This window comes from Streptomyces sp. NPDC048506, from assembly GCF_040651315.1.
Taxonomy (GTDB): Bacteria; Actinomycetota; Actinomycetes; order Streptomycetales; family Streptomycetaceae; genus Streptomyces.
This window is the reverse complement of record NZ_JBEZIX010000054.1, coordinates 24478-50298: the sequence shown is the minus strand read 5'-3', so window position 1 is coordinate 50298 and position 25821 is coordinate 24478. Positions and strand designations below refer to the sequence as shown.

20 protein-coding genes are annotated in these 25821 nt (G+C 71.1%); 13 read left to right on the top strand and 7 right to left on the bottom strand.

All coding sequences use genetic code 11. The features are described 5' to 3' along the window. Positions 1 to 104: 104 nt before the first annotated feature. Together AB0C96_RS34225 and AB0C96_RS34220 are read right to left on the bottom strand one after the other, a co-directional pair. Positions 105 to 404 carry a YciI family protein gene (locus AB0C96_RS34225; RefSeq protein WP_362922962.1) on the bottom strand — a complete coding sequence of 100 codons (300 nt, stop codon included), beginning with the start codon at positions 402 to 404 and terminating at the stop codon, positions 105 to 107. A 153-nt stretch (positions 405 to 557) separates the two neighbouring features. Beyond that, on the bottom strand, positions 558 to 1979 hold the full coding sequence (locus AB0C96_RS34220) for an amidase (protein WP_362922960.1): 1422 nt from the start codon (positions 1977 to 1979) through the stop codon (positions 558 to 560). Between the two features lie 177 nt (positions 1980 to 2156). Here AB0C96_RS34220 and AB0C96_RS34215 point away from each other — a divergent pair, with 177 nt between their 5' ends. Continuing rightward, positions 2157 to 2861: an endonuclease V gene (locus AB0C96_RS34215; RefSeq protein ID WP_362922959.1), complete on the top strand. Its 705-nt coding sequence runs from the start codon at positions 2157 to 2159 to the stop codon at positions 2859 to 2861. 27 nt (positions 2862 to 2888) lie between these two features. Here AB0C96_RS34215 and AB0C96_RS34210 read toward each other — a convergent pair whose 3' ends face one another. Continuing rightward, positions 2889 to 4079, bottom strand: coding sequence for a saccharopine dehydrogenase NADP-binding domain-containing protein (locus tag AB0C96_RS34210; protein WP_362922957.1), 1191 nt, complete (start codon positions 4077 to 4079; stop codon positions 2889 to 2891). 331 nt (positions 4080 to 4410) lie between these two features. Between AB0C96_RS34210 and AB0C96_RS34205 the strand changes: the two genes are divergently transcribed. From AB0C96_RS34205 to AB0C96_RS34175, 7 genes are all read left to right on the top strand, one after another. Further along, positions 4411 to 5937, top strand: a complete 1527-nt coding sequence (locus AB0C96_RS34205) for a sialate:H+ symport family MFS transporter (RefSeq protein ID WP_362922992.1) — start codon at positions 4411 to 4413, stop codon at positions 5935 to 5937. Positions 5938 to 6101: 164 nt separating this feature from the next. Continuing rightward, complete coding sequence (locus tag AB0C96_RS34200; protein ID WP_362922991.1) at positions 6102 to 6482, top strand: MmcQ/YjbR family DNA-binding protein; 381 nt, start codon at positions 6102 to 6104, stop codon at positions 6480 to 6482. A gap of 178 nt (positions 6483 to 6660) precedes the next feature. After that, the gene (locus AB0C96_RS34195; RefSeq protein WP_362922955.1) at positions 6661 to 7854 is read left to right on the top strand and encodes a CaiB/BaiF CoA-transferase family protein; all 1194 of its coding nucleotides are present in this window, start codon (positions 6661 to 6663) and stop codon (positions 7852 to 7854) included. After that, a complete protein-coding gene (locus AB0C96_RS34190) occupies positions 7854 to 8879 on the top strand; it encodes an LLM class F420-dependent oxidoreductase (RefSeq protein ID WP_362922954.1) in 1026 nt (341 codons plus the stop codon). The genes AB0C96_RS34195 and AB0C96_RS34190 overlap by 1 nt, the downstream gene beginning before the upstream one ends. A gap of 149 nt (positions 8880 to 9028) precedes the next feature. Further along, positions 9029 to 10171 carry an acyl-CoA dehydrogenase family protein gene (locus tag AB0C96_RS34185; RefSeq protein ID WP_362922952.1) on the top strand — a complete coding sequence of 381 codons (1143 nt, stop codon included), beginning with the start codon at positions 9029 to 9031 and terminating at the stop codon, positions 10169 to 10171. Positions 10172 to 10238: 67 nt separating this feature from the next. Next, positions 10239 to 11453 carry an acetyl-CoA C-acetyltransferase gene (locus AB0C96_RS34180; RefSeq protein WP_362922950.1) on the top strand — a complete coding sequence of 405 codons (1215 nt, stop codon included), beginning with the start codon at positions 10239 to 10241 and terminating at the stop codon, positions 11451 to 11453. A 36-nt stretch (positions 11454 to 11489) separates the two neighbouring features. Beyond that, on the top strand, positions 11490 to 13685 hold the full coding sequence (locus AB0C96_RS34175; protein ID WP_362922948.1) for a 3-hydroxyacyl-CoA dehydrogenase NAD-binding domain-containing protein: 2196 nt from the start codon (positions 11490 to 11492) through the stop codon (positions 13683 to 13685). Between the two features lie 34 nt (positions 13686 to 13719). Here the strand turns inward: AB0C96_RS34175 and AB0C96_RS34170 are convergent, their stop codons facing one another. Continuing rightward, a complete protein-coding gene (locus tag AB0C96_RS34170) occupies positions 13720 to 14478 on the bottom strand; it encodes a MerR family transcriptional regulator (RefSeq protein WP_362922945.1) in 759 nt (252 codons plus the stop codon). A 502-nt stretch (positions 14479 to 14980) separates the two neighbouring features. On the opposite strand from AB0C96_RS34170, the gene AB0C96_RS34165 reads away from it, so the two are divergent. Together AB0C96_RS34165 and AB0C96_RS34160 are read left to right on the top strand one after the other, a co-directional pair. Then, the gene (locus tag AB0C96_RS34165) at positions 14981 to 16441 is read left to right on the top strand and encodes an amino acid permease (protein ID WP_362922944.1); all 1461 of its coding nucleotides are present in this window, start codon (positions 14981 to 14983) and stop codon (positions 16439 to 16441) included. Positions 16442 to 16564: 123 nt separating this feature from the next. Then, positions 16565 to 17047, top strand: coding sequence for a macro domain-containing protein (locus AB0C96_RS34160; RefSeq protein WP_362922942.1), 483 nt, complete (start codon positions 16565 to 16567; stop codon positions 17045 to 17047). A gap of 36 nt (positions 17048 to 17083) precedes the next feature. Here the strand turns inward: AB0C96_RS34160 and sph are convergent, their stop codons facing one another. After that, positions 17084 to 18058 carry a sphingomyelin phosphodiesterase gene (gene sph, locus AB0C96_RS34155; protein WP_362922940.1) on the bottom strand — a complete coding sequence of 325 codons (975 nt, stop codon included), beginning with the start codon at positions 18056 to 18058 and terminating at the stop codon, positions 17084 to 17086. Between the two features lie 261 nt (positions 18059 to 18319). Here sph and AB0C96_RS34150 point away from each other — a divergent pair, with 261 nt between their 5' ends. After that, the gene (locus AB0C96_RS34150; RefSeq protein ID WP_362922938.1) at positions 18320 to 19174 is read left to right on the top strand and encodes an oxygenase MpaB family protein; all 855 of its coding nucleotides are present in this window, start codon (positions 18320 to 18322) and stop codon (positions 19172 to 19174) included. A gap of 183 nt (positions 19175 to 19357) precedes the next feature. Here the strand turns inward: AB0C96_RS34150 and AB0C96_RS34145 are convergent, their stop codons facing one another. Beyond that, the gene (locus AB0C96_RS34145) at positions 19358 to 20845 is read right to left on the bottom strand and encodes a M1 family metallopeptidase (protein ID WP_362922936.1); all 1488 of its coding nucleotides are present in this window, start codon (positions 20843 to 20845) and stop codon (positions 19358 to 19360) included. 217 nt (positions 20846 to 21062) lie between these two features. Between AB0C96_RS34145 and AB0C96_RS34140 the strand changes: the two genes are divergently transcribed. Together AB0C96_RS34140 and AB0C96_RS34135 are read left to right on the top strand one after the other, a co-directional pair. Further along, positions 21063 to 23042 carry a Xaa-Pro dipeptidyl-peptidase gene (locus AB0C96_RS34140; RefSeq protein ID WP_362922935.1) on the top strand — a complete coding sequence of 660 codons (1980 nt, stop codon included), beginning with the start codon at positions 21063 to 21065 and terminating at the stop codon, positions 23040 to 23042. Between the two features lie 175 nt (positions 23043 to 23217). After that, entirely contained in the window at positions 23218 to 24519 is a 1302-nt protein-coding gene (locus tag AB0C96_RS34135; RefSeq protein ID WP_362922989.1) for a M14 family metallocarboxypeptidase, read from the top strand. Between the two features lie 104 nt (positions 24520 to 24623). On the opposite strand, the gene AB0C96_RS34130 is transcribed toward AB0C96_RS34135, so the two are convergent. Continuing rightward, entirely contained in the window at positions 24624 to 25622 is a 999-nt protein-coding gene (locus tag AB0C96_RS34130) for an FAD-dependent oxidoreductase (RefSeq protein WP_362922933.1), read from the bottom strand. Positions 25623 to 25821 lie beyond the last annotated feature (199 nt).

Below are 25821 nucleotides of genomic sequence, written 5' to 3'. Positions count from 1 at the left end.
AGAATCCGCACCCGGTGCGGTGCCGACGGCACGAGCATGACGGCCCGACGTCGGCCCGTGCGGCCCGGGGCGCCGCCGGGGGCCGCGGTCGGTACGGAGGTACTTCAGCTCCTCCGCTGCTCCCGGTACGCCTCCAGGGCCGGTGCGGTCGTCGTCGCCTCGAACTCGATGATCCGGTACTCGCACACCCCGGTGAGGGTGAACGGGTCCTCGGCCACGAGCTTCTCCACGGTCGCCCGGTCCATCCCCGCGGCGAGGATCACGCCACCCTCGCGCGGAACCTTGCGGCCGGCGGCGATGAAGTGCCCGGCGGCGTACTGCTTCTGGAGCCACTCCACGTGGTCGGCAAGGACGGCGTCGACGCGGTCAAGGGGCGCGGTGTAGGTCAGTTCCAATACGAACATGGTTGCAATATAGAGGAGCACCCGGGCGGTGCCGTCGTGTCCTCACGGGGGCGGGCGCAGGCCGGGGCCGCGTGGTGGGCGCGGCCGGGAGTCGGTGGCGCCCGCGGTGCCGGAGCGGACGGCGCGCGGACGGGCGGCGGATGGCGGGACGGGTCACGCCGCGGGCAGTTCGGGGCGGCGCCGGCCGTGCTGGGTGGCGCGCTCATACGCATGCCCGGCCCGGAGGACGGCGAGATCGGCGCGCGGTGCTCCGATGAACTGCATCCCCACGGGCAGACCGGCGGGGGTGAACCCGGCGGGGACGGAGAGGGCCGGCACACCCAGGACGGAGATCAGGTAGGCCGAACGCATCCAGTCCAGATACGTCTCCGTCGCCCGGCCGGCGACCTCCCGTGGGTACTCCAGCTCCGCGTCGAACGGCGTGACCTGGCTGACCGGGGCGAGGAGGAGGTCGTACCGGGAGAAGAACTCGACCGTGTCGAGGTGCAGTCGGCCCCGGGTCGCGGTGGCGGTGACGAGGTCGTGCGCGGTCAGCCGGCGGCCCTGCTCGATGTTCCGGACGAGGCTGGGTTTGAGCGACTGCGGATCGGAGTCGAGCAGCTCGCCGAACGCCAGGTCGAAGCTGTGCGCCCGCAGCGTACGGAAGGTCTCATCGGCTCCGGTGAGGTCCGGGCAGGCGGTGTCGACGCGGCAGCCGAGCTCTTCCAGGACGCTCAGCTGCGGCTCCAGAACGGCGAGCACGTCCGGATCGCACGGCGCACGTCCCCCCAGGTCGGGCGACCAGGCGACGCGCAGTCCGCGCAGCTCGCGGTCGAGCGGCACCCGGAACGCCTCGCCCGGGGTCTCCAGACTGACGGGGCAGCGCGGATCCGGACCGGCCATCGCCGACAGCAGCAGCGCCGCATCGGCGACGGTCCGCCCCAAGGGGCCGGGCACGGCAAGGGTGTCCCAGGGATTGACGCTGGGACACGAGGGGACGCGTCCCGGTGTCGGCCGCAGTCCGACCACGTTGCAGAAGGACGCGGGGTTGCGCAGCGAACCGCCCATGTCGCTGCCGTCGGCGAGGGGTTGCAGCCCGGCGGCGAGCGCGGCGGCGGCTCCTCCGCTGCTGCCGCCCGCCGAGCGGGTGGTGTCGTACGGATTGCGGGTGGTGCCGAACACCGGGTTGAAGGTGTGCGAACCGGCCGCGAACTCGGGGACGTTGGTCTTGCCGAGGCGGATGGCGCCGGCCCGCTGGAGTCGGTCGACCAGTAGATCGTCCTCGTCCGGGACGTGGTCGGCGAAGAGCGGCGAGCCGAACGTGGTGCGCATACCGCGGGTGAGACGGGTGTCCTTGAAGGCGATCGGCAGGCCGTGCAGGGGTGGCACGGCGGCGCCCCGGGCCAGGCGTTCATCGGCGGCCGCGGCAGCGGAGAGCGCGCCCTCCGGGTCGAGGGTCACGATGGCGTTGAGGGCCGGATCGACCCGTTCGATGCGGTCCAGGTGGGCCTGTACGACCTCACGGGCGGAGAGTTCGCGGCGGCGTAACCGGGCCGCGAGGTCGGTGGCGTCGAGGAAGTGGAGATCATCGGGCATGAGGACCTCTGGTGATGTCGGGCGGGGGACGGGGATCGGCGAGGGCGGTGCACCCCGCGCCGTACGCTCCCGTTCCTGGGTTCACTCTCCTCACCGTACCGATGCCCACTGACAGCCGGCCGTGCGTCGATCCGCACGCCCCGGTTCGCTCAGCGGTTCGGTAGCGTGGTGACCATCATGGACACTTCCGGAACCCTCTCCTGTGACGAGGAACTGCGGCGCTGGCCGACCGACGAAGCCCAGGCGCGCGCCGTACAGGACCGGTTGCGATCGCACGTACGGCTCGACGAGCCGGGGCCGGAGCCGGGGTTCGAGGGCATCGTGGCCGGAGTGGATGTCGCCTACGACGACGAGCGGAACGTCGTCGCGGCGGCAGCCGTCGCGCTGGACGCCCGGACCCGAGCCGTCGTCGACGAGGCCACCGCCGTCGGCCGGATTTCGTTCCCCTACGTCCCCGGCCTGCTCGCCTTCCGCGAGATCCCCACCGTCCTCGACGCCCTCGCCCGCCTCACCCGCACCCCTGACCTGGTGGTATGCGACGGGTACGGGCTGGCGCACCCGCGCCGCTTCGGCCTCGCCAGCCACCTCGGGGTGTTGACGGGGATGCCCACTATCGGCGTGGCCAAGAACCCCTTCACCTTCCGGTACGCGCCTCCGGGGCCCGAGCGCGGCGCCACCTCTCCGCTGCTGGACGGCGACGAAGAGGTGGGACGTGCGCTGCGCACCCAACAGGGCGTCAAGCCGGTCTTCGTCTCCGTGGGACACCGTGTCGACCTCCACCGGGCCTGTGCGCACACGCTCCATCTGGCGGCCGCCTACCGACTTCCGGAGACCACCCGGGCCGCCGATGCACTGTGCCGGAAGGCACTGGCGAGCGCCTGACGGCGGACCCGGCACGGCCGGGTCCCACTATCCGTCCCGGACCACCCGGAAGGTCATGCCCGCCTTCTGGAGCCGCGTGGTCAGCGCGTCCCCCATGGCGACCGCCGACGTCACCTGGCCCGCGGTGTCCGGCAGGTCGTCAAAGGCCAGGCTCAGTGCCGATTCGGCGAGCATCTTCGCCGTCTCCTCGTAGCCGGGGTCGCCGCCGGAGACCTCCGTGATCAGGCGTTTTCCGCCGCCCGAGGCGACGAAGCGGACCGTGAACCAGCTGCGTGCCCGTCGCTCAGGGCTCGGCCCCTCGCCAGGCTCCAGCCGGCCGGACAGCCAGCGCCGCGCCGGTGGCACCTGGGCCAGCACACACAGCGCACCCACCCCCAGGGCACCGCCCACCGCGATCGGCAGCCGCCGCACGCCGGCGTAGTGGCGATAGCGGAAGTCGGGTCCGTAGCGGTCCAGCGCGGCGGCGGAACGGGCGACGACCAGCCGGTCGAGGGTCGGCAACGGCACGCCCCAGGTACGCGTCTCGCTGCTTCTGACAGGCGGTCCGAACGGCGCCCGGACCGCGCGGCCGGCCGGCCGCGGCTCGGCCCGCTGCCGCTCGCGGGCGGCCCGCGCCATGGCGACCGGGCGCGAGGCGGCGGTCAGTGCGGAGGCCAGGGTGCCCCCGGAGAACGTGGCGTTGGTGCGCACGAAGCCGTCGATGCGGAGCGGGACGCCCTCCGGGAGGAGCCCCACCGTGTAGTGCACACCCAGGTCGTGCGGGACCGAGTCGAACCCGCTGGCGTGCACCAGGCGCGCACCGGAGGCCCGGGCCGTCGCATCGTGCCGCAGGTACATCCGGTCGATGAACTCCGGCTCGCCGGTCAGGTCGACGTAGTCGGTGCCGGCGGCGGCGCAGGCCGCGACCAGCGGCTCGCCGTGCAGCAGGTACGGGCCGACCGTCGTCGCCAGCACCCGGGTGTCGGCGGCGAGCTCGCGCAGCGCGGCAGGGTCGCCGCAGTCGGCGTGCAGCAGCGGCAGATCCGCGCAGGCCGGGTGGGTCCGGGCCAGGCGGTCGCGCAGTTGCTCCAATTTGGCCGGGTTGCGTCCGGCCAGTGCCCAGCGGCAGTCCCGTGGTGCGTGCTCGGCCAGATACGCGGCGGTGAGGGCGCCGGCGAAGCCGGTCGCTCCGTAGAGGACGAGGTCATGGGCCCGCCCTGAGGTGTCCTGCCGTCGCATAGCCCGTCCTCTCGACCGCCCTGTTGACCTGGTGTCGGGACCCTAGGCAGTTGCCGGGGTGCCGTCAACGTCCGGTTCCGGCGGTCCGGTTGGCCGCCGTGGTGGCGCAGGAGTGGTGGTCCCGTCGTCTTGACAGCGGGTGGCGACGGCGCCAGATTCACGGTGAGGCGATGACATAGGACGTCCCATGTGCCACACGGTGGGCGTGCCAGCTGCCCGGCACCATCGACTGCCCGGCCACCGCCGGCCCACAGCCACCGCTCGGCGCCACCGCCCGCCGAACCGTCCGCCGCTTCCTGGAGGAGGCAGGGCCGCTGTGACGACACACTCCATGGACGCCCCCGACGGCACACGGCGTTGGTACCGGGAGGTCACCCGGCGCCAGTGGAAGGCGATGCTCGGCGCCTGGATCGGCTACCTCCTCGACGGTTTCGACTTCGTCCTCATCACGCTCGTACTGACCGAGATCGCCGAGGAGTTCCACCTCGACACCGCCACCGCCGCCTCGCTGATCTCCGGCGCCTTCATCACCCGGTGGCTGGGCGGTGCCGTCCTGGGGGCCCTGGGGGACCGCTACGGCCGCAAGGCCGCGATGATCACCAGCATCCTGCTCTACTCGCTCGGCACCTTCGCCTGCGGCTTCGCCTGGGGGTACACCAGCCTGTTCGTCGCCCGCCTGGTCATCGGCCTGGGCATGGCGGGGGAGTACAGCGCCAGCGTGACGTATGTGCTGGAGAGCTGGCCCACCCGTTGGCGCAATCGTGCCTCCGGGTTCCTGATCTCCGGCTACGCGGGCGGCAGCGTCGTCGCCGCCGAGCTCTACAAGTGGGTGGTGCCCCAGTGGGGCTGGCGCTGGATGTTCTGGATCGGCGTGCTGCCCGTCCTCGTCGCCCTGTGGGTGCGCAGATCGCTGCCGGAGGCGGATGACTGGCAGCGGGAGGTCGCGGCTGCCGGCGCCGGCCGGCCGGAGGCGGAGCGTCCGCATCCGTTCCGGCCGCTGTTCACCGGGAGACGGCGCTCGTGGGGCAATGCGGTGCTGGCCGGGTGCGCCTCGGTGGCGCTGTTCGGCGTCTTCACGCCGGTCGGCGCGGGATACGTCCCCTGGTTGTCGGTCGTCGCGGCGCTGTGCCTGATCGCCTTCGCGGTGCAGCTCGGCGGCCGCCGCGGAGGGCTGCTGTACGTGTCCCTGATGGCGACGGTGTTCTGCGCCTTCCTCTACAGCTGGCCCGTCCAGGCCCTGCTGCCCACCTACCTCAAGACCGAGCTCGGGTACGCACCCGGTCAGGTCGCCGACGTGATGTTCTACGCGGGCTTCGGCACCATGGCGGGCTGCTGGCTCGCCGGCTTCGTGGGCGACCGGTTCGGTACCCGGCGTGCCTATGCCGCCACCCTGCTCGCCTCCCTCGCGTTCGTCTTCCCGGTCTTCGCGGTGCGGGACAGCGTGATGGCGCTCGGCGCATCGGTCTTCGGGCTGCTCGCGCTCAGCCAGGGGATCTCGGGCATTCTGCCGAAGTACATCGCCGGCCACTTCCCGACCGCGACCCGCGCCGCGTCGCTGGGTTTCGTCTACAACGTCGGCGCCCTGGGCGGGGCGGTCGCGCCGGTACTCGGGGCCCGTCTGGCGGAAGGGATGCCCCTGGGGCGGGCGTTGGCGGTGCTCACCTTCGGGCTGACGCTCGTCGTCATCATCCTGGTGGGCGGCGACGTTCCCCAGCGGCTGGCGCGACGCGTGGACCATCGGGCGCCCGACGACCACCTCGTGGCGGAGGCGGGGCGGTCCGAGACCGTTCCCGACAGTGCCTCGCCCGGCTCCGGCTGCGCCTCCGCCTCCGGTGAAGCGTCGCCCGGGTCGGTCTAGCGGACCCCGCGCGGCTCGGGTTGTCCCTCCGTCGGCTCCGGCGCTGCGCGGGCCGTTGTCAGTGGTCGCGGTTAGCGTGGACCGCAGTGATCGACTCGCGTGCGAGCGCGGCGCGGGACGGCGTCGCGGGCGACGGCGCGCGGGCACGGGACAGGGAGGATCGCATGGGCAAGGCGGCGGGGCCGTCCGCGGTGCGGGAGAGCGTGCGGGAGTTCGCGCTCGGGCTGCCGGGGGCGGTGGAGGAGTTCCCCTGGGGCGACAGCGTGGTCAAGGTCAACAAGAAGGTCTTCGTGTTCCTCGGCGTGGCGGACGGCAGTCACCCGCTGAGCGTCACCATGAAGCTCCGTGCCCCGGAGGCCCATGCCCATGCGCTGTCCGCACCGGGCGCCAAGCCGGCGGGGTACGGCCTGGGCGCGTCCGGCTGGGTGCAGGTCCCTCTGGAGGGGGAGGGCGCTCCGTCGGCCGAGCTGCTCTGCGACTGGGCCGAGGAGTCCTACCGCGTCATAGCCCCCAAGAGGCTCATCGCCGAGCTCGACGGGGGATAGCGGCCCAGCGGCAGCAGGCGCGCGAAGGCCCGTGGCGGCGATGGCGGTTGAGCATCGTCGGCGCGGGCCTTCGCCGTGGTTGCCACGTGACAAGGGGGTCTTGTGGAAAGTGGAACACGTTCTTAACATCACGAGTGTTACATCAGAAGTGTCACAGTGCGGAAGGGCATGGGGCGCGATGACACAGTCAGGGAACGGCCCGTTGAGCGGGGTGCGGGTGGTCGAACTCGCCGGCATCGGCCCCGGCCCGTTCGCGGCCATGCTGCTGGCCGACCTCGGCGCCGACGTCGTCCGGGTCGACCGGCCCGGCGGCGCCGGACTGCGCATCGATCCGGCCTACGACATCACCAACCGCAACAAACGCTCGGTACTGGTGGACCTCAAGCACCCCGACGGCGTGGCCCAGGTGCTCGAGCTGGTCGAGCGGGCCGATGTGCTTCTGGAGGGGTACCGCCCCGGTGTCGCCGAGCGGCTCGGCGTGGGGCCCGAGGAGTGTCTGGCGCGCAACCCCCGGTTGGTCTACGGCCGGATGACGGGCTGGGGACAGCAGGGCCCGCTGGCCGACACCGCAGGACACGACATCGGCTACATCGCCATCACGGGCGCCCTCGGCATGATCGGTCCGCCCGACGGTCCGCCCGCCATTCCCGCCAACCTCGTCGGCGACTACGCGGGCGGCTCCCTCTACCTGGTCATCGGCGTCCTCGCGGCCCTACAACACGCCCGCGCCGACGGCGGTACGGGCCAGGTCGTGGACGCCGCGATCGTCGACGGCACGGCCCATCTGACGGCGATGATCCACGGCATGCTGGCGGCCGGCGGTTGGCAGGACCGGCGCGGCGCGAACCTCCTGGACGGCGGCACCCCGTTCTACGGCGCCTACGAGACCGCCGACGGCGGCCACATGGCGGTCGGCGCCCTGGAGAAGCGGTTCTACGGCGAGTTCATCCGCCTGCTGGGCATCGAGGACGAGGCACCCGGCCGCGACGACCTCGCCGCCTGGGACGAGCTGCGCACCGTCATCGCCGCCCGCTTCAAGACCCGGACCCGCGCGGAGTGGACCGCGGTCTTCGAGGGGTCCGACGCCTGCGTGGCGCCCGTGCTCTCGCTGCGCGAGGCCCCGCACCACCCGCACCTCGCCGCCCGCGGCACCTTCGTCGAGCACGCAGGCATCACCCAGCCGGCGCCCGCGCCCCGCTTCTCGCGGACTCCGGGTGCGGTCCGCAGAGCGCCCGCACGGCCCGGCGCGGACATCGAGGAGATCGCCCGCGACTGGGAGGTGCCGAGCCTGCGCGCCCCACGGCCGACGGCCCCCGCAGAGGCACCGCCCGCCAGCCCGGTCAGCACCGAGCAGAAGGACGCAGCCAGCTGATGGAACTCGCCACCACGCTCCAGTACGCCGCCGATCCGCGGCAGGCCGCCGAGGAGGTCGCCGCCCTCGAAGCCGCCGGCCTGGACGCCATCTGGGTCGCCGAGGCATACGGCTTCGACTCGCCCACCATCATGGGCTTCCTGGCAGCCCGCACCGAGCACGTCAAGATCGGCTCGGCGATCCTGAACGTCTACTCCCGCACCCCCGCCCTGATCGCCCAGACCGCCGCCGGACTCGACGCCCTCTCCGGCGGCCGGGCGCTGCTGGGCCTCGGCGCCTCCGGCCCCCAGGTCGTCGAGGGCTGGCACGGCCGACCGTACGACAAGCCGCTCGGCCGGACCCGCGAGACCATCGAGCTGTGCCGCCGCATCTGGCGGCGCGAAGTCATCGACCACCACGGCATCACCGACATGCCGCTGCCCCCGGAGAAGGGCGGCCGGCTCGGCAAGCCCCTGAAGATCCTCACCCGGCCGGTGCGCCCGCAGATCCCGGTGTACGTCGCCGCGCTCGGCCCGGCCAACGTCCGGCTGACCGCAGAGGTGGCCGACGGCTGGCTGCCCACGCTCTTCATCCCGGAGAAGGCCGCCGACGTCTGGGGAGCCCCGCTCGCCGACGGCGCGGCCCGGCGGGATCCGGCGCTCGGCCCGTTGCAGACCGTCGCCGGCGGGCTGCTGGCCATCGGCGAGGACGCCGCCGCGGCCCGGGACCTCACCCGTCCCACCATCGCGCTCTACGTCGGCGGTATGGGCGCCAAGGGCAAGAACTTCTACCACGACCTCGCCGTCTCCTACGGCTACGGGCAGGCCGCCGACCGCATCCAGGACCTCTACCTCGCCGGGAAGAAGCGGGAGGCCGAAGCGGCCGTACCGGACGCGTTCTGCGAGCTGATGTCGCTGTGCGGGCCCGAGGGGTACGTCCGCGAGCGGATCGCCGCGTTCCGGGAGGCGGGCGTGACGATGCTCAACGTCCACCCCGTGGGGCCGGAGCCCGCCAAGCTGATCGAGACCGTCAAGAACTGGCTCTGAGGAGGGCCCCGCAGCGATGACCGTGCAGATGCCGCATTCCGTGCCGCATTCCCCGGGGGCCTCGACGTCCGCGGCCGACGCCGGAGGCCCCCGGATTCCCGGCCGAGGAGCTCCGTCGGTCCGGAACGACTCTTCGAAGGGACAGTAGCGTGCAGCGCCAGCTCTACACCGCCGACCATGAGGCCTTCCGTGAGATCGTGCGCACCTTCCTCGCGAAGGAGGTGACGCCGCACTACGAGCAGTGGGAGAAGGACGGCATCGTCAGCCGGGACGCCTGGCGGGCGGCCGGCAAACAGGGCCTGCTGGGCCTGGCGGTACCCGAGGAGTACGGCGGGGGCGGGCAGCCCGACTACCGCTACAGCGCGGTACTGGCCGAGGAGTTCACCCGCGCCGGTGCCGCCGGGTTCGCCATCGGCCTGCACAACGACATCATCGGCCCGTACCTCACCTCGCTCGCCACCGACGAGCAGAAGCGCCGCTGGCTGCCCGGCTTCTGCAACGGAGAGCTCATCACCGCCATCGCCATGACCGAGCCCGGTGCCGGCTCCGACCTCCAGGGCATCCGCACCAACGCGGAGGACGCCGGCGACCACTGGATCCTCAACGGTTCCAAGACCTTCATCTCCAACGGGATCCTCGCCGACCTCGTCGTCGTGGTGGCGAAGACGACGCCCGAGGGCGGGGCGCACGGCCTGAGCCTGCTGGTCGTCGAGCGCGGCATGGCCGGTTTCGAGCGCGGTCGCAACCTCGACAAGATCGGCCAGAAGTCCCAGGACACCGCCGAGCTGTTCTTCGACGACGTACGGGTGCCCAAGGAGAACCTGCTCGGCGAGCTCAACGGCGCCTTCGTCCACCTGATGACCAACCTCGCGCAGGAACGCCTGGGCATAGCCGTCGCCGGGATCGCCGCCGCGGAGCACCTGCTGGAGATCACCACCGCGTACGTCAAGGAGCGCGAGGCCTTCGGGCGGCCGCTGGCGAAGCTCCAGCACATCCGCTTCGAGATCGCCGAGATGGCCACCGAGTGCGCCGTCACCCGCGCCTTCCTCGACCGCTGCATCGCCGACCACGCGGAGGGCACGCTCGACGGCGTGCACGCCTCGATGGCCAAGTGGTGGGCCACCGAACTCCAGAAGCGCGTCGCCGACCGCTGCCTCCAACTCCACGGCGGATACGGCTACATGACCGAGTACCGCGTCGCCAAGGCCTTCACCGACGGCCGCATCCAGACCATCTACGGCGGGACGACCGAGATCATGAAGGAGATCATCGGCCGCTCCCTGCTCGCCTGAACCCTCGTTGCTGCGCATTCCCGGGGGGCAACCCCCGGACCCCCGGCCTGATGAGAGAGGCTTACCAGTGAGTACCGAAGCATTTGTCTACGACGCGATCCGCACCCCGCGCGGACGCGGCAAGGCCAATGGCGCCCTGCACGGCACCAAGCCGATCGACCTCGTCGTCGGCCTCATCCACGAGATCCGGAACCGCTACCCGGACCTCGACCCGGCGGCGATCGACGACATCGTGCTCGGCGTCGTCGGCCCGGTCGGCGACCAGGGGTCCGACATCGCCCGGATCGCCGCCATCGCGGCCGGGCTGCCCGACACGGTCGCGGGCGTCCAGGAGAACCGCTTCTGTGCCTCCGGCCTGGAGGCCGTCAACCTGGCCGCGGCGAAGGTCCGTTCCGGCTGGGAGGACCTGGTGCTCGCGGGCGGTGTCGAGTCGATGTCGCGGGTGCCGATGGCCTCGGACGGCGGTGCCTGGTTCGCCGACCCGATGACCAACTTCGACACCGGCTTCGTACCGCAGGGCATCGGTGCCGACCTGATCGCCACCGTCGAGGGCTTCTCCCGGCGCGACGTCGACGAGTACGCGGCCCTGTCCCAGGAGCGCGCCGCCGCGGCCTGGAAGGACGGCCGTTTCGACCGGTCCGTCGTGCCCGTCAAGGACCGCTCGGGGCTCGTCGTCCTCGACCACGACGAGCACCTGCGCCCCGGCACCACCGCCGACTCCCTCGCCAAGCTGAAGCCGTCGTTCGCGGACATCGGCGAGCTCGGCGGCTTCGACGCCGTCGCGCTACAGAAGTACCACTGGGTCGAGAAGATCGACCATGTGCACCACGCGGGCAACTCCTCCGGCATCGTCGACGGCGCCTCGCTCGTGGCGATCGGCTCCAAGGCCGTGGGGGAGCGGTACGGGCTGCGCCCCCGCGCACGGATCATCTCCGCGGCCGTCTCCGGCTCCGAGCCCACGATCATGCTCACCGGCCCCGCGCCCGCGACCCGCAAGGCCCTCGCCAAGGCCGGGCTGACCATCGACGACATCGACCTCGTCGAGATCAACGAGGCCTTCGCCGCGGTCGTCCTGCGCTTCGTCCGGGACATGGGCCTGTCGCTCGACAAGGTCAACGTCAACGGCGGCGCCATCGCCCTCGGCCACCCGCTCGGCGCGACCGGCGCGATGATCCTCGGCACGCTCGTCGACGAGCTGGAGCGCCAGGACAAGCGCTACGGCCTGGCCACGCTGTGCGTCGGCGGCGGCATGGGCATCGCCACCATCGTCGAACGCCTGTAACCCAGCGGCCCACCAGACTTCTACGGAGAACCCGCCATGACCGAGAGCACCACCATCCGCTGGGAGCAGGACGAGACCGGCATCGTCACGCTCGTCCTCGACGACCCCAACCAGTCCGCGAACACCATGAACCAGGCGTTCAAGGAGTCCATCGCGGCGATCGCCGACCGCGCGGAGGCCGAGCAGGACGCCATCCGCGGCATCATCTACACCTCCGCGAAGAAGACTTTCTTCGCCGGCGGCGACCTGAAGGACATGATCAAGGCCGGCCCCGAGGACGCCCAGCAGGTGTTCGAGACGGGCACCGGAATCAAGAGCTCCCTGCGCCGCATCGAGACCCTGGGCAAGCCGGTCGTCGCGGCCATCAACGGCGCGGCGCTCGGCGGCGGTTACGAGATCGCGCTGGCCAGCCACCACCGCATCGCGCTCGACGCCCCGGGCTCCAAGATCGGCCTGCCCGAGGTCACCCTCGGCCTGCTCCCGGCCGGTGGCGGCGTGACCCGAACGGTCCGGCTGATGGGCATCACGGACGCCCTGCTGAAGGTGCTCCTCCAGGGCACCCAGTACTCCCCGCAGCGCGCGCTGGAGAACGGCCTGGTCCACGAAGTCGCCGCCACTCCCGAGGAGATGCTGGCCAAGGCGCGCGCCTTCATCGACGCGCACCCGGAGTCCCAGCAGCCCTGGGACGTGCCCGGTTACAAGATCCCCGGCGGCACCCCGGCGAACCCGAAGTTCGCCGCCAACCTCCCCGCCTTCCCGGCCAACCTCAAGAAGCAGACCAACGGTGCGCTGTACCCGGCCCCGCGCAACATCCTCGCCGCGGCCGTCGAGGGCTCCCAGGTCGACTTCGAGACGGCACTGACCATCGAGGCCCGGTACTTCACGGAGCTGGTCACCGGCCAGATCTCCAAGAACATGATCCAGGCCTTCTTCTTCGACCTCAACGCCGTCAACTCCGGCGCCAACCGGCCCAAGGGCATCGAGCCGCGCACGGTGCGCAAGGTCGCCGTCCTGGGCGCCGGCATGATGGGCGCCGGCATCGCCTACTCGTGCGCCCTCGCCGGCATGGAGGTCGTCCTCAAGGACGTGTCCCCGGAGGCCGCCGCCAAGGGCAAGGGCTACTCCGAGAAGCTGTGCGCCAAGGCCGTCGCCAGGGGACGCACCACCCAGGAGAAGGCGGACGCGCTGCTGGCCCGCATCACACCGACCGCCGAGCCGGCGGACCTCGCGGGCTGTGACGCCGTCATCGAGGCGGTCTTCGAGGACGTCGCCCTCAAGCACAAGGTGTTCAAGGAGATCCAGCACATCGTGGCGCCGGACGCGCTGCTGTGCTCCAACACCTCCACCCTGCCGATCACGCTGCTGGCCGAGGGCGTCGAGCGCGACCAGGACTTCATCGGGCTGCACTTCTTCTCCCCGGTCGACAAGATGCCGCTGGTGGAGATCATCAAGGGCGAGCGGACCGGCGACGAGGCGCTGGCCCGCGCCTTCGACCTGGTCCGCCAGATCAAGAAGACCCCGATCGTGGTGAACGACTCGCGTGGCTTCTTCACCTCCCGCGTCATCGGCCAGTTCATCAACGAGGGCGTGGCGATGATCGGCGAGGGTCTCGACCCGGTCTCCGTGGAGCAGGCCGCCGCCCAGGCCGGCTACCCGGCGAAGGTGCTCTCGCTGATGGACGAGCTGACCCTCACCCTGCCGCGCAAGATCCGTGAGGAGACCAGGCGGGCGGTCGAGGAGTCCGGCGGCACCTGGCAGCCGCACCCGGCCGACCAGGTCATCGACCGGATGGTCGACGAGTTCGGGCGCCCCGGCCGCAGCGGTGGCGCCGGCTTCTACGAGTACGGCGAGGACGGCAAGCGCACCGGCCTGTGGCCGGGGCTGCGCGAGCACTTCGCCACGGAGGGGGCCGGCATCCCGTTCCGGGACATGCAGGAGCGGATGCTCTTCTCCGAGGCGCTGGACACCGTCCGCTGCTTCGAGGAGGGCGTGCTCACCTCTGTCGCCGACGCCAACATCGGCTCGATCTTCGGCATCGGCTTCCCGGGCTGGACCGGCGGCGTGATCCAGTACATCAACGGATACCAGGGTGGGCCGGGTCGCGAGGAGCTCGTCGGCCTGCCCGGATTCGTGGCCCGCGCCCGCGAGCTGCGAGCGGCCTACGGCGACCGGTTCGCGCCGCCCGCGCTGCTGGTCGACAAGGCCGAGAAGGGCGAGAAGTTCAGCGACTGACCGGGTACGGGGCGGGCCGAGGTGGCCCGCCCCGTCACTCCTGTCCGGCGGTGTCCCTGCGGCCGGGTTCGCCTTCCTTGCCGAACCACTCCCGCAGCTCCTGCTTCATCGACCGCTGGAACGCGGTGACCAGCGCCTGCACCACCATCGGCTGCATATGGGCCGAGAGCGACTTCATCCGCGCCATCTCCTCCGCGTCCGGCGCGCCTTCCCGGTACGGCTCCCATACCTCGTCCCTGAAGAGCCGGCTGAGCTCACGTGCCGCCGAGCGGGTGTGCTCGATGACGACGGTGCGCGCCGCAAGGATCGTCTCCAGGGCGATCGGCACGTCCAGCAACCGGGTGCCCAGGTGCAGCAGCCCGGGGTCGACCCGGAACACCTGTGGATCCTCGGTGCGGACGAGCACGCTCATGGCCGCGAGCCGGTCCAGATCCTCCTCGGTCAACTCCCGGCCGATCCGCCGTTCCAGCTGGTCGCGGGTGGCGTCCTCCGCCGTATCCGGTATCCAACTCGCCACCAGGGCACGGTGGATGGCCAGGTCCTGGGCGCTCAGGTCGGGCGGCAGCTGCTCCAGATAGCGTTCGATCGCGGAGAGCGTGAGCCCCTGGTGCTGGAGCTCCTCGATGAGCGCCAGCCGTGACAGGTGATCCGGTCCGTAACGGCCGACCCGGCGCGGACCGATCTCCGGTGGCGGCAGCAGACCGCGGGTGCTGTAGAAGCGGATGGTGCGGACCGTGACGCCGGCGCGGGCGGCCAGTTCGTCGACGGTCAGACCGGTGGCGGACTCCCTCATGTTCAACAGTATTGCTGTCTCACCACTCTTGTGAAACATCCTCGGCATGTGCCGTGGCGAGATCGTGTCGCCGGCCGGCGTACGAGGAGCGCGAGGCTCCGGGGGGACCGGGTGAGGGGCGCCCGCGGGTCGACGGACCGGTGGAGCCGGCGACCGTCGCCGGTGTCTGGTTTCGTGGAAGTGAAGGTCAATCGGGCCGTCGAGGCGATGAATGTGCGCCTGAGTCACAGAGAACAGGCCAAGAAGTTCTGGGTGTCCGCGAGGAATGGGAACCGGAAACGGGCGAATTTGCGGCGTCCGTCAAATTGCTTCGCCAGGTATTTCGCGACAAATTCGGACAAATATTGGATGTCCTGTACACGCTGTGATCTTGCCCACAGACGGAGGGGCACTCTTCGGGGAAGGTGTGCCGTCGGCCGCCCGCGCGATCCGCGGGGTTCCGGCCACCGCTCTATCGCTTGCCTCAGCGCAAGTGCCTGCCCGAAAGCGAGAAGCACCAGCAGTGAGCACGGAAACCGTCACCGAGACAGCCCACAGGTCACCTGGCGGGGGGAGCGGCGCGCAGCAGGATGCGGGCGACGCGGGCTACAGCAAGGGCCTCAAGGGCCGGCACATCAACATGATCGCCATCGGTGGGGCGATCGGCACCGGCCTGTTCCTGGGCGCCGGCGGCCGGCTGCACTCCGCCGGCCCTGCTCTGGCCGTCGCCTACACCGTCTGCGGCATCTTCGCCTTCTTCGTCGTACGAGCCCTGGGCGAGCTGGTGCTGCACCGCCCGTCGTCCGGTTCGTTCGTCTCCTACGCCCGGGAGTTCCTGGGGGAGAAGGGCGCCTACGTCGCCGGCTGGATGTACGTCGTCAACTGGTCGACGACCGGTATCGCCGACATCACCGCGATCGCCCTCTACACGCACTACTGGAGCCTGTTCACCGACGTCCCGCAGTGGGTGATGGCCCTGATCGCACTGGCGGTCGTGCTGACGGTGAACCTGATCTCCGTGAAGATCTTCGGTGAGCTGGAGTTCTGGTTCGCGATCATCAAGGTCGCCGCGCTGGTCGTCTTCATGTTCATCGGCATCTTCCTGCTGGCCACCCAGCACCCGGTCGCCGGCCATGCGCCGGGTCTGAACCTGATCACCGACAACGGAGGCCTCTTCCCGACCGGCCTGCTGCCCGTCGTGATCGTGCTCCAGGGTGTGGTCTTCGCCTACTCCGCGGTCGAGCTGGTCGGTGTCACCGCAGGTGAGACCGGTGAGCCGCAGAAGGTCGTGCCGAAGGCCGTGAACTCCATCATGTGGCGGGTGGGCGTGTTCTACGTCGGCTCGGTCGTCCTGCTCGCGATGCTGATGCCGTGGAAGGAGTACACCGGCGACGAGAGCCCCTTCGTCACGGTGCTGTCCCACGTCGGTGTCCCGGCTGCGGGCGACGTGATGAACCTCGTCGTGCTGACCGCGGCGATGTCCAGCCTGAACTCCGGGCTCTACTCGACCGGCCGGATCCTGCGTTCCATGTCGATGGCCGGCTCCGCACCGAAGTTCGCCGGCCGGATGAACCGCAACCAGGTGCCGTACGGCGGCATCATGCTCACCTCCTCGGTGTGCGTGCTCGGCGTCGGGCTCAACTACGTCATGCCGGGCCAGGCGTTCGAGATCGTGCTGAACATCGCGGCGTTGGGCATCATCAGCACCTGGTGCACGATCATGGTCTGCCACATGGTGTTCGTGCGTCGCTCCAAGGCCGGTCTGGTCGAGCGTCCGCGCTTCCGGCTGCCGGGCACCCCGGTCACCGATATCGCCACGATCGCCTTCCTGCTCGGCGTCATCGTCCTGATGTGGTTCGACGACGGCGTCGGCCGGCAGACCGTGATGCTGATCCCGGTCCTGGCCGCGGCGCTGGTCGCCGGCTGGTTCGCGGTCCGCGGCCGGGTGGCCCGGATCGCCGAGGAGCGGGAGCTGGCGCAGTAGCCACTACGCAGTAGAGCCACCTGTAGCAGGTCAGGGCGGTCGCGGAAGCCGGGAGGCGTCCGCGACCGCCCTTGCGCTGTGACGGACCGGTCGATTGTCAGTGGTCCCCCGTACCGTGGAGACATGACTGAGAAGACGGGGATCTCATACGTCAAGGGGGACGCCACGGCGCCGCAGGGCAAGGGCGTCAAGGTGATCGCGCATATCTGCAACGACCTCGGGGGCTGGGGCAAGGGCTTCGTGCTCGCGCTCTCCCGCCGCTGGCCGGAGCCGGAGGCCGCGTACCGGAAGTGGCACCGCGAGCGCGCGCGGAACGACTTCGGGTTGGGCGCGGCCCAGTTCGTCCAGGTCGGTGACCGGCTCTGGGTGGCCAATGTCGTCGGCCAGCGGGGGACGAGGACGGGCAGCAAGGGGGTGCCGGTGCGGTACGAGGCCATCGACGCGGGGCTCGCCCGGGTCGCCACCAAGGCCGAGGAGCTCGGGGCGTCGGTCCACATGCCCCGGATCGGCTGCGGGCTGGCGGGCGGGAAGTGGTCCCGGGTGGAGCCGCTGATATCCGAACGACTCACCCGGCGGGGCATACCGGTGACGGTCTACGACCACTGAACTCCGCACCCGCCGGCCCGCGGGACGGCCGAGGGCTCAGCCGCCGATCACCGGATAGTGATCGGAGAGGTTGGTGTAGGTGTAGTCCTTGCCCCAGCTGGAGACGGTCCAGGGCGCCGACTCTTCCTTGACCACCTCGTTCTGCCAACCGGCGGGCCGGGCATGGCCGTTGCGGTGCAGGACGTAGTCCAGGTCCTCGCGGGGGTCGGTCGGGTAGCGGTACTTCGCGATGGAGTTGTCCTGGGTGTCGAAGGAGTACGGGTGGCCGGTACGGCTGTCGGCGGGGGCCAGGTCGGCGTTGCTGAGGAGGGCGTCGTACTCGGCGCTGTGTGAGTCGATGTTCAGGTCGCCGGCGACCATCACCTCTTCGTCCGCCGGGATGTTCTTGGCGTCGAGGAAGGCGTCCACCTCCTTGAGCTGCTTGGCGCGGTCCGCGGCCGCCTCGCCCGCCTTACAGCCCGAGTCGGTGGACTGGGTGTGGGTGCCGACGATGTGCACCCTTGTGCCGTTGACGTCCAACACCGCATAGACGAAGCCCTTGTTGGCGAAGGAGTCCGAACCACAGGCGTCCTTGTAGACGTACTGCTCCTTGCGCAGGATCGGCCACTTGCTCAGCAGCGTCACACCGCCGTCCTCCGGGGTGACGGCGGAGTAGGCGCCGCCAGTGGCGTCCCAGCCGTCCTTGCTCCGCCCGACTACCGGGGTCTGGTGGGGGTACTGCGCGGAAGCACGGGACTTCAGGGCGTCGGAGGAGGAGTTGTCGAACGCTTCCTGGAGCACGACCACGTCGTTGCCCTGGAAGAAGTCCGCGGCCGCTATCGCCTGCGCGCGGTGGTCCTGGCCCCAGTTGGGATAGAGGTTCTTGCTCATGAGGAAGGTGTTGTAGGTGAGCACCTTCAGGTGAGGGGCGGTGGCGGCCGATGCCGTGGGGGATGCGACGGTGACGGCGACGGCGGCCAGGGCGACGGCGGTCGCCGCGGCCCGGGAAGTGCGCAGCGCTCGGTGCGACACGGGAACTCCCTTTGGGGGGTGGGGGATTGCTCCGGCGCCGCATATCCAACCAGCTGGGGTTACTTCGAAGTAACCATCCGGGTGTGAAGAGATTGAGAGGAGGGGGATTTACGGGTCGACAGGGTGACGGGGCGAGGGTCTTGTCGGTCCCGGTGGATCGCGGCCGAGTGGTTTCCTGATGTACTGGGTCATGCGCCGCCCGGTGGGTGCGGGGTCGGCTACCCACGGGTCGCCGAATGCAGCCGTATGATGATTAATACAATGTATACGGCAAAAACTGACCCAAAACCCCCGCCGGTCGGAGGTGTGCTCTGGTCGATGGTGGGCGACATCCGCATGCTGCTGACCCTGCCGCCCGCACTGACGATGCAGGTCGCGCACCCCGCGGTGGGCGCCGGCGTGGACGACTACTCCGTCTTCCGCACCGACCCGTGGGGACGCGGCGAGCGGTCGCTGGCCTCGTTGCAACTCTGGGTGTACGGAGGCGAGGGCGCGGTCGAGGAGGGGCGCCGGCTGCGTCGGCTGCACAAGGCCATCCGGGGTACCGACGCCCACGGCCGCCCGTACCACGCGCTCACCCCCGCCTACTACGCCTGGGTGCACGCCACCGGCTACCCCGTCTTCCGGCACGCCCAGCGCTATCTCGGCCGCCCCTTCACCGAGGCGCAGGAACGCCAGCTGTACGCCGAGTGGCTCCAGGTGGGGCGCGTCCTGGGCATCCATGACCGCGATATGCCGCAGACCATCGAGGAGTTCTGGCCGTACTACCGCGCAGTCCTCGCTGAGGACCTCGAAGAGACCGTGGTGGTGGGGGAGTTGATCGCCACCGACCGGCCGCCGCCGGCCCCCGACCGCGGGCCCCGGTGGGTGCGGCTGCTGTTCCGGCTGACCTGGCCGTGGCTGGGTCCGCGGTTCGCCCGCTTCCGACGGTTCATCACGATCGGCCTGATGCCGCCGGATGCCCGGCGGGCCATCGGCCTGGAGTGGTCGGATGCCCAGGAGCGCCGGCTGCGCCGCTTCGGGTGGGTGGTCCGTACGGTCGTCCCGGCGCTTCCGGAGCGCCTGCGGTTCATGCCGATCGCCCGCCGGGCACGCCGCGCGGCGCGTGCTCGTTAGGCGGACGGGGGGCCTGCCCGTCGACCGCGTCATCGACCCGACAAGTCAACACACCCGGGTGTGACGTCCGGGCGCGCGAACGGAGCCGGGGCAGAACCCCGGCTCCGCACGGTTCCCGCCGCGCCCCCGGCCACCGGGGCACCGGTGGCCGGGCTTCCGGAACGGTGTCCGTGTACGTCGTGATCAGTGACCGTGCACGTCGTGCGTGGCCGCGATCTGCTTCCACGACTTCGGCTGGGCGACCGGTGCCTGGTGGGCGCCGAACGTCCGCTTGGCCGCGGCCGAGGCGGGCTTCGACGGCTGGAACAGCCAGGTGTCGAAGAACGCGGCCAGCCGCTTGCCGGACTTCTTCTCGGCGAACTTCACGAAGTCGGCCACCGAGGCGTTGCCGTACTTGTGCTCCGTCGGCCAGGACTTGAGGATGTCGAAGAAGACCTTGTCACCGACCTTGTTGCGGAGCGCCTGGAGGGTCAGCGCGCCACGGTCGTAGACGGCCGCGTCGAACTGCTTCTCCGCGCCCGGGTCGCCCGGCCGCACGGTCCAGAACGCGTCGTCCGCCGGGTGCTGGGAGTAGACGTAGTCCGCGAGTTCCTGGGCGGTGCCCTCGCCCTCCTTCTCCGACCACAGCCACTGGCTGTAGGCGGCGAAGCCCTCGTTGATCCAGATGTCCTTCCAGTCCTTGAGCGAGACGCTGTCGCCGTACCACTGGTGCGCCAGCTCGTGGACCACGACCGAGACGTTCGTCCCGCGGTCGAAGGCCTTCTTGCCGTAGAACGGGCGGGTCTGGGTCTCCAGCGCGTACCGGGCCGGCACGTTGGGGACGTAGCCGCCGACCGCGTTGAACGGGTAGGGCCCGAAGACGCCCTCCAGCCATTCGGTGATCTCGGTGGTGCGCTCGATGCTGGCCTTCGCCGAGCCCTCGTTGGCGCCGAGGTCCTTGCTGACGGCGTTGATCACCGGCAGGCCGTTCGCGGTGGTGTCGGTGGTGATGTCGAACTTGCCGACCGCCAGCGTCGTCAGGTACGTGGCCTGCGGCTTGTCCGAGCGCCAGTTGTAGCGCGTCCAGCCGAGCTTGGAGGACTCCGAGGCCAGCACGCCGTTGCTCAGCGCCTGGGTGCCGTCCGGGACCGCCACCGAGATGTCGTAGGTCGCCTTGTCGGTGGGGTGGTCGTTGCTCGGGAACCACCACACGGCGGAGTCCGGCTCCTGTGCCACCACCGCGCCGTCGGGCGTCCGGGCCCAGGCGGTGAAGTCGTCGATCTTCAGCTCGGACGGCTTGCCGGCATAGCGCACCACGACGCTGATCGCCGTGTCCTTCGCCAGCGGGGTGGCCGGGGTGACCTCCAGCTCGTGCTTGCCGGACGTGGCGAAGGTGGCCTTCTTGCCGTTGATCCGGATCTCGCTGACCTTGAGGCCGAAGTCCAGGTTGAATCGGGAGAGGTCCTGGGTGGTCCGGGCGGACAGCGTCGCCGTGCCCTCCAGCAGGTCGGTCTTCGGCTGGTACTTGAGCCGCAGGTCGTAGTGGGAAACGTCGTATCCGCCGTTTCCGCTCTCGGGGTAGTAGGTGTCGCCCACGCCCGGAGCGCCCGGGGTGAAGCTGGCCGCGGAAGCCGGGATCGCCAGCAGCAGGCTGAGCGCGGCCGCGCCCGGGACGAGGAGTCTGTGACGCACGAGTCCTCCAACTCGTAGGGGGATGGCTCTCCTTCGGGACCCTATGTACTGCGCGGGCCGGCGTCATGTACATGGTCCGATCTGACACATGACCGACATGAACCGCAATCCGCCCCGGCCGTCCGCCCGTCCGCTGTCGCCCCCTCCGTCACCGTGCGCACAGCCGTCGTCACATGCACCCTTACGCGGGGGAGTTGGGCCGCGCTACCGTCCGCTCGTGACGAATCCTGCGCGGCTCCCCCGCATCCCCTTCACAGCACTCGTGCTGGCGGCCGTCGCCGCCCTGCTGTCCACCCTGATCGGGCCGGCCGCCGTGCAGGCGGCGCCCAGAGCGGGCAGACACGGCGAGAGCAGACCCGTCTACGCCTACGACCGCGCGATACGCGAATCGGTCTGGGTGGACACCCGGCTCGACGGCGACGGGGACGGGCGGACCGACCGCGTCGCCGTCGACATCATGCGGCCCTCCGAACCCGCCCAGCAGGGCCGCCGAATACCCGTGATCATGGATGCCAGTCCGTACTACTCCTGCTGCGGGCGCGGCAACGAGAGCCAGAAGAAGACATACGACGCACACGGCCGGCCGATCCAGTTCCCGCTCTTCTACGACAACTACTTCGTGCCGCGGGGCTATGCGACGGCCCTCGTCGACCTGGCCGGCACCAACCGCTCCGACGGCTGTGTCGACGTCGGCGGCCGCTCGGACATCCAGTCCGCCAAGGCCGTCGTCGACTGGCTCGGCGGCCGGGGCCGCGCCTATACCGCCCGTACCGGAGGCCGACCGGTCACGGCGGACTGGTCCAACGGCAACACCGGGATGATCGGCAAGAGTTGGGACGCCACCATCGCCAACGGTGTCGCGGCCACCGGGGTCAAGGGGCTGCGGACCATCGTCCCGATCGCCGGCATCTCCTCCTGGTACGACTACTACTTCGCCAAGGGCGCCCCGCTCTACGACTCCGGTCCGGACGGGCTCGCGAACGTGGTCGACGGCCCCGAGGCGAAGAAACGTTGCGCCGCGGTGCAGAAGAAGCTCGTCGACGGTGCGCCGCGCAGCGGTGACTGGACCGGGCTGTGGACCGAGCGGGACTACGTCCGCAACGCCGGGAAGGTCCGGGCCAGCGTCTTCCTGGTGCACGGCATGCAGGACCTCAACGTCCGCACCCGGAACGCCGGCCAGTGGTGGGACGCGCTCGCCCGGCACGGCGTCCAGCGCAAGATCTGGCTCTCCCAGACCGGCCACGTCGACCCCTTCGACTTCCGGCGGAGCGCCTGGGTCACGACCCTGCACCGCTGGTTCGACCACTACTTGCTCGGCTACGACAACGGCATCGAGCGCGCCCCGATGGCCGACATCGAGCGTTCCCCGGGCACCTGGTCCACCGATCCGCAGTGGCCCGCCCCCGGCACCCGGGCCACCACGCTGCGGCCGCACACCGGCAGCGCGCCCGGCGTCGGCGTCCTCGGCACCACCAAGGCCCCGCAGGGCGCGACCGAGACCTTCACCGACGACCCGAAGCTGAGCGAGGCCGACTGGGCGGCCCGGATCGATCAACCCACCCCCGCCAAGGCCGGGTTCACCACCGGCCCGCTGCGCGCACCCCTGCGGCTCTCCGGCTCCGGCACGGTGACCGTGACCGCCACCCCGAGCACCTCGACCGCCCACCTCTCCGCCGTCCTGGTCGACCTGGGCCCCGACACCATCCGCAACTACGCGGCCGACGGGGAGGGCATCACCACCCTCGACAAGCGCACCTGTTGGGGCTCCGGCACGACGGGCGACACCGGCTGCTTCAAGGAGACCGCCGCCGACACCCAGAAGGTGGCGCACACCGTCGTCAGCCGCGGCTGGGCCGATCTCGGCAACTACGCCGACCCGCACAAGGGCCGCCCGCTCACCCCGGGCAAGCCCTACACCCTCACCCTCGACCTGGGGGCCACCGACCACATCGTCCCCGCCGGACACCGGCTCGCGCTGATCGTGGCCGGTACCGACGCCGGCCTGATCGACCCGCCCGCGTCCCGCCCGACGCTCACCCTCGACCTCTCCCGTACCTCCGCCGCACTGCCGCTGACCGGCGGCGCCCCGGCCTTCGCGCGGGCCACCGCGGGTGCGCCCCGGCGCATGGGCGACGGCACACCACTGGACGGCATCGCCCCGCCGCGCTCCCTCAGCCGGCTGCCGATGGCCCGATGACCACCGCGGGGCCGCCTCCACCGCGGCGGCCCCGCCCGACCCCCACATAACCCCCACACACCCCCACGCTCTCCCGAGGGAGGCACCTCTCGTGACACTCCTCTCCCGCCGCCCCGGACGACTCCGTTCCCTGGCGGCAGTGGCCTTCGGCCTGACCGCCACGCTCGGCGCGACCCTGACCGCCGCCCCCGCCGGCGCCGCCGGTAGCCACACCCCGCGCACCGGGTTCGAGACCAGCAACGGTGCGCGCTGGACCAGCCAGTCCGAGGAGCAGACGTTTCTGGCCGCCGTCGACCGCGCCACCCCACGCGTACGGATCGACCGGATCGGCACCACCGGGCAGGGCCGCCCCCTGCAACTCGTCCGCATCGGTGCCCCCGCCCCGCGGCGTCCCGCCGACGTCCGACGCGGCAACTCCGTCCTGCTGATCTGCACCCAGCACGGCGACGAGCCCTCCGGCCGAGAGGCCTGCCTCGCCACCATCCGCAACCTCGCCTACGCCCGGGACCGGGCGACCCGGCGTTTCCTGGAGCGCACCAGCGTGATGGTCGTCCCGACCGCCAACCCCGACGGCCGGGCCGCCGACACCCGGGGCAACGCCGAGGGGAAGGACATCAACCGCGACCACCTCGCCCTCCAGACCGTCGAGGCCCGCGCGGTGGCCGCGGTCATCCGCGACTACCGCCCCGACTCCGTCTACGACCTGCACGAGTACGACGCCACCGTCCCCTACTACACGAAGGACCTGCTGTCCCTGTGGCCGCGGAACCTGAACACCGCGGACGCGGTGCACCGCGAGGCGGGCGTGCTCTCCAAGGAATTCGTCGAACCCGCCGTCCGGGAAGCCGGATTCAGCACCGGCGTCTACGGCATCTGGACCGATCCACAGACAGGCGAGCCCGTCAAGCAGGTCGCGGGCGACGGCCAGGAGCGCATCCTCCGCAACACCGCGGGCGTCAAGGGCTCCGTGGGGCTGCTCGTCGAGACCCGGATCGACCCCCTCCCGGCCGCCGAGAAGGCCGACCCCGCTCTCAACAACCGACGCCGGGTCGACTCCCAACTGGCGGCGCTCAAGGGCATGGTGACGTTCCTCGACCGGCACCGGCAGCGCATCGAAGCGGCCACCACCGCCGCCCGGCGCGCCGGGTACGCCGACCGCGGTCCGGTCTACCTCGGCGGCGCCGACAACACACCCCCCACCGACGCACAGACCCTCTCCGACCCGCCCTGCGCCTACCGCCTGGACGCCGAGCAATTCGCCCTGGTCAAGGAGGCGTTGGCGCTGCACGGCGTGGAGTGGTGGCGGGACCCGGCCGGCGGCGCGATCGTCCCGCTGCGCCAGTCGCTGCGCAGGCTCGTTCCGCTGCTGTTGGACGAACGGGCCGGATACCACCTTGCGACGGCAACGCCGTTGGACGTCTGCCCACGCATGATGGGAGGCAAGGGCCAGGGGAAATATGGCCGAGCGGAAGGTTGATGCGTGTCGGAGACCGGCGCTGTCCGACATCGACATGGTGCCGGCGGTGATCCTGGCGCGTGCCGCTCCCGTGGAGGGCCGGCCGCCCGGCCCTCCACGGCCCGTCAGGCGGCGCCCCGGACCTCCCGGACCAGCCGCACCACCTCGTCGGCGCACCCCCACGCCACGGTCGCACCGGCTCCGCCGTGCCCGTAGTTGTGGACCCACCAGGTGCCGCCGGACAGCCGCTCCGCCGTCAGCCGCACCTCCGGCCGGGCCGGGCGCAGCCCCACTTTGTGTGCCAGGACCCGGGCCCGTGCCAGCTCCGGGTAGTGCCGGGCGCAGCGCGCCACGATCGCCTCCGCCACCGCCGGGTCGGGCTCCCGTGACCAGTCGCCCTCCCGCGCCGTACCGCCCAGCACCAGGCCGTACGGCTGCGGCAGCGCATACGTGGTGTCCGAGGCCCCCGGGGCCGCGGCCACGAACCACTCCTCGACGCCGGGGTTCTCCACGATCACCAACTGACCCTGGACCGGGTGTACGTCCGGATCGGGCACCAGCTCGCGCGCGCCCAGCCCCGAGCAGTTGACGACCACTGCCGCCACGCCGTCGGCCTGCCCCGTCGAGGTCACCGTGCGCCGTTCGACGATTCCGCCGGCCGCGGTCAACCGCCGTTCCAGATAACGGAGATGGGTCGGCATGTCCACCAGGGGCGTACGGGCCCGCCACCCCGATGCGCACCCCTCGGGGAGCTCGTCCGCCCGCGCCGGTCGGAGCCCGGGCACGGCGTCGTACCAGGCGGTGAGGTCGTCGTCCGCGGCTTCCGGGCGGGCGGCCGGCGCCTCCGCCATCGTTCCCGTCACCATCCGCACGCCCGTCCCCTCCGGATTCCGCGCCAGTTCGGCGAGCACGTGGAAGGACCGGACGGACCACCGCACCGCCCGTGCGTAGGGATGGATGCGGTACGGCCAGCACAGCCCGCCGGCCACCGCGGACGTGGTCCCGCCCGCCGCATCCCTGCTGAGCACCCGCACCCGGTGCCCGTCCTCCGCCAGCGCGACCGCCGACGTCAGACCGATCACGCCGCCGCCGATCACCCATACGTCATCTGTGTCGATCGTCATGCCGTGATGCTAGGAGTCCACCCGGCGGGGGCGTACGGGTCGTACCGAGGGGCTCCGGAAAAGGAGAGAACGCCACGGCAGGGCGCCGCCTACCATAGGGCGGCCGCGCCCGGAGCGGGTCGCGGTCATGGACGACGATGGCCCCGGCGCGCCGCCAAGCGCCGTTGACGATGCAGATGTTGCCGCAGTCCACTTCCGT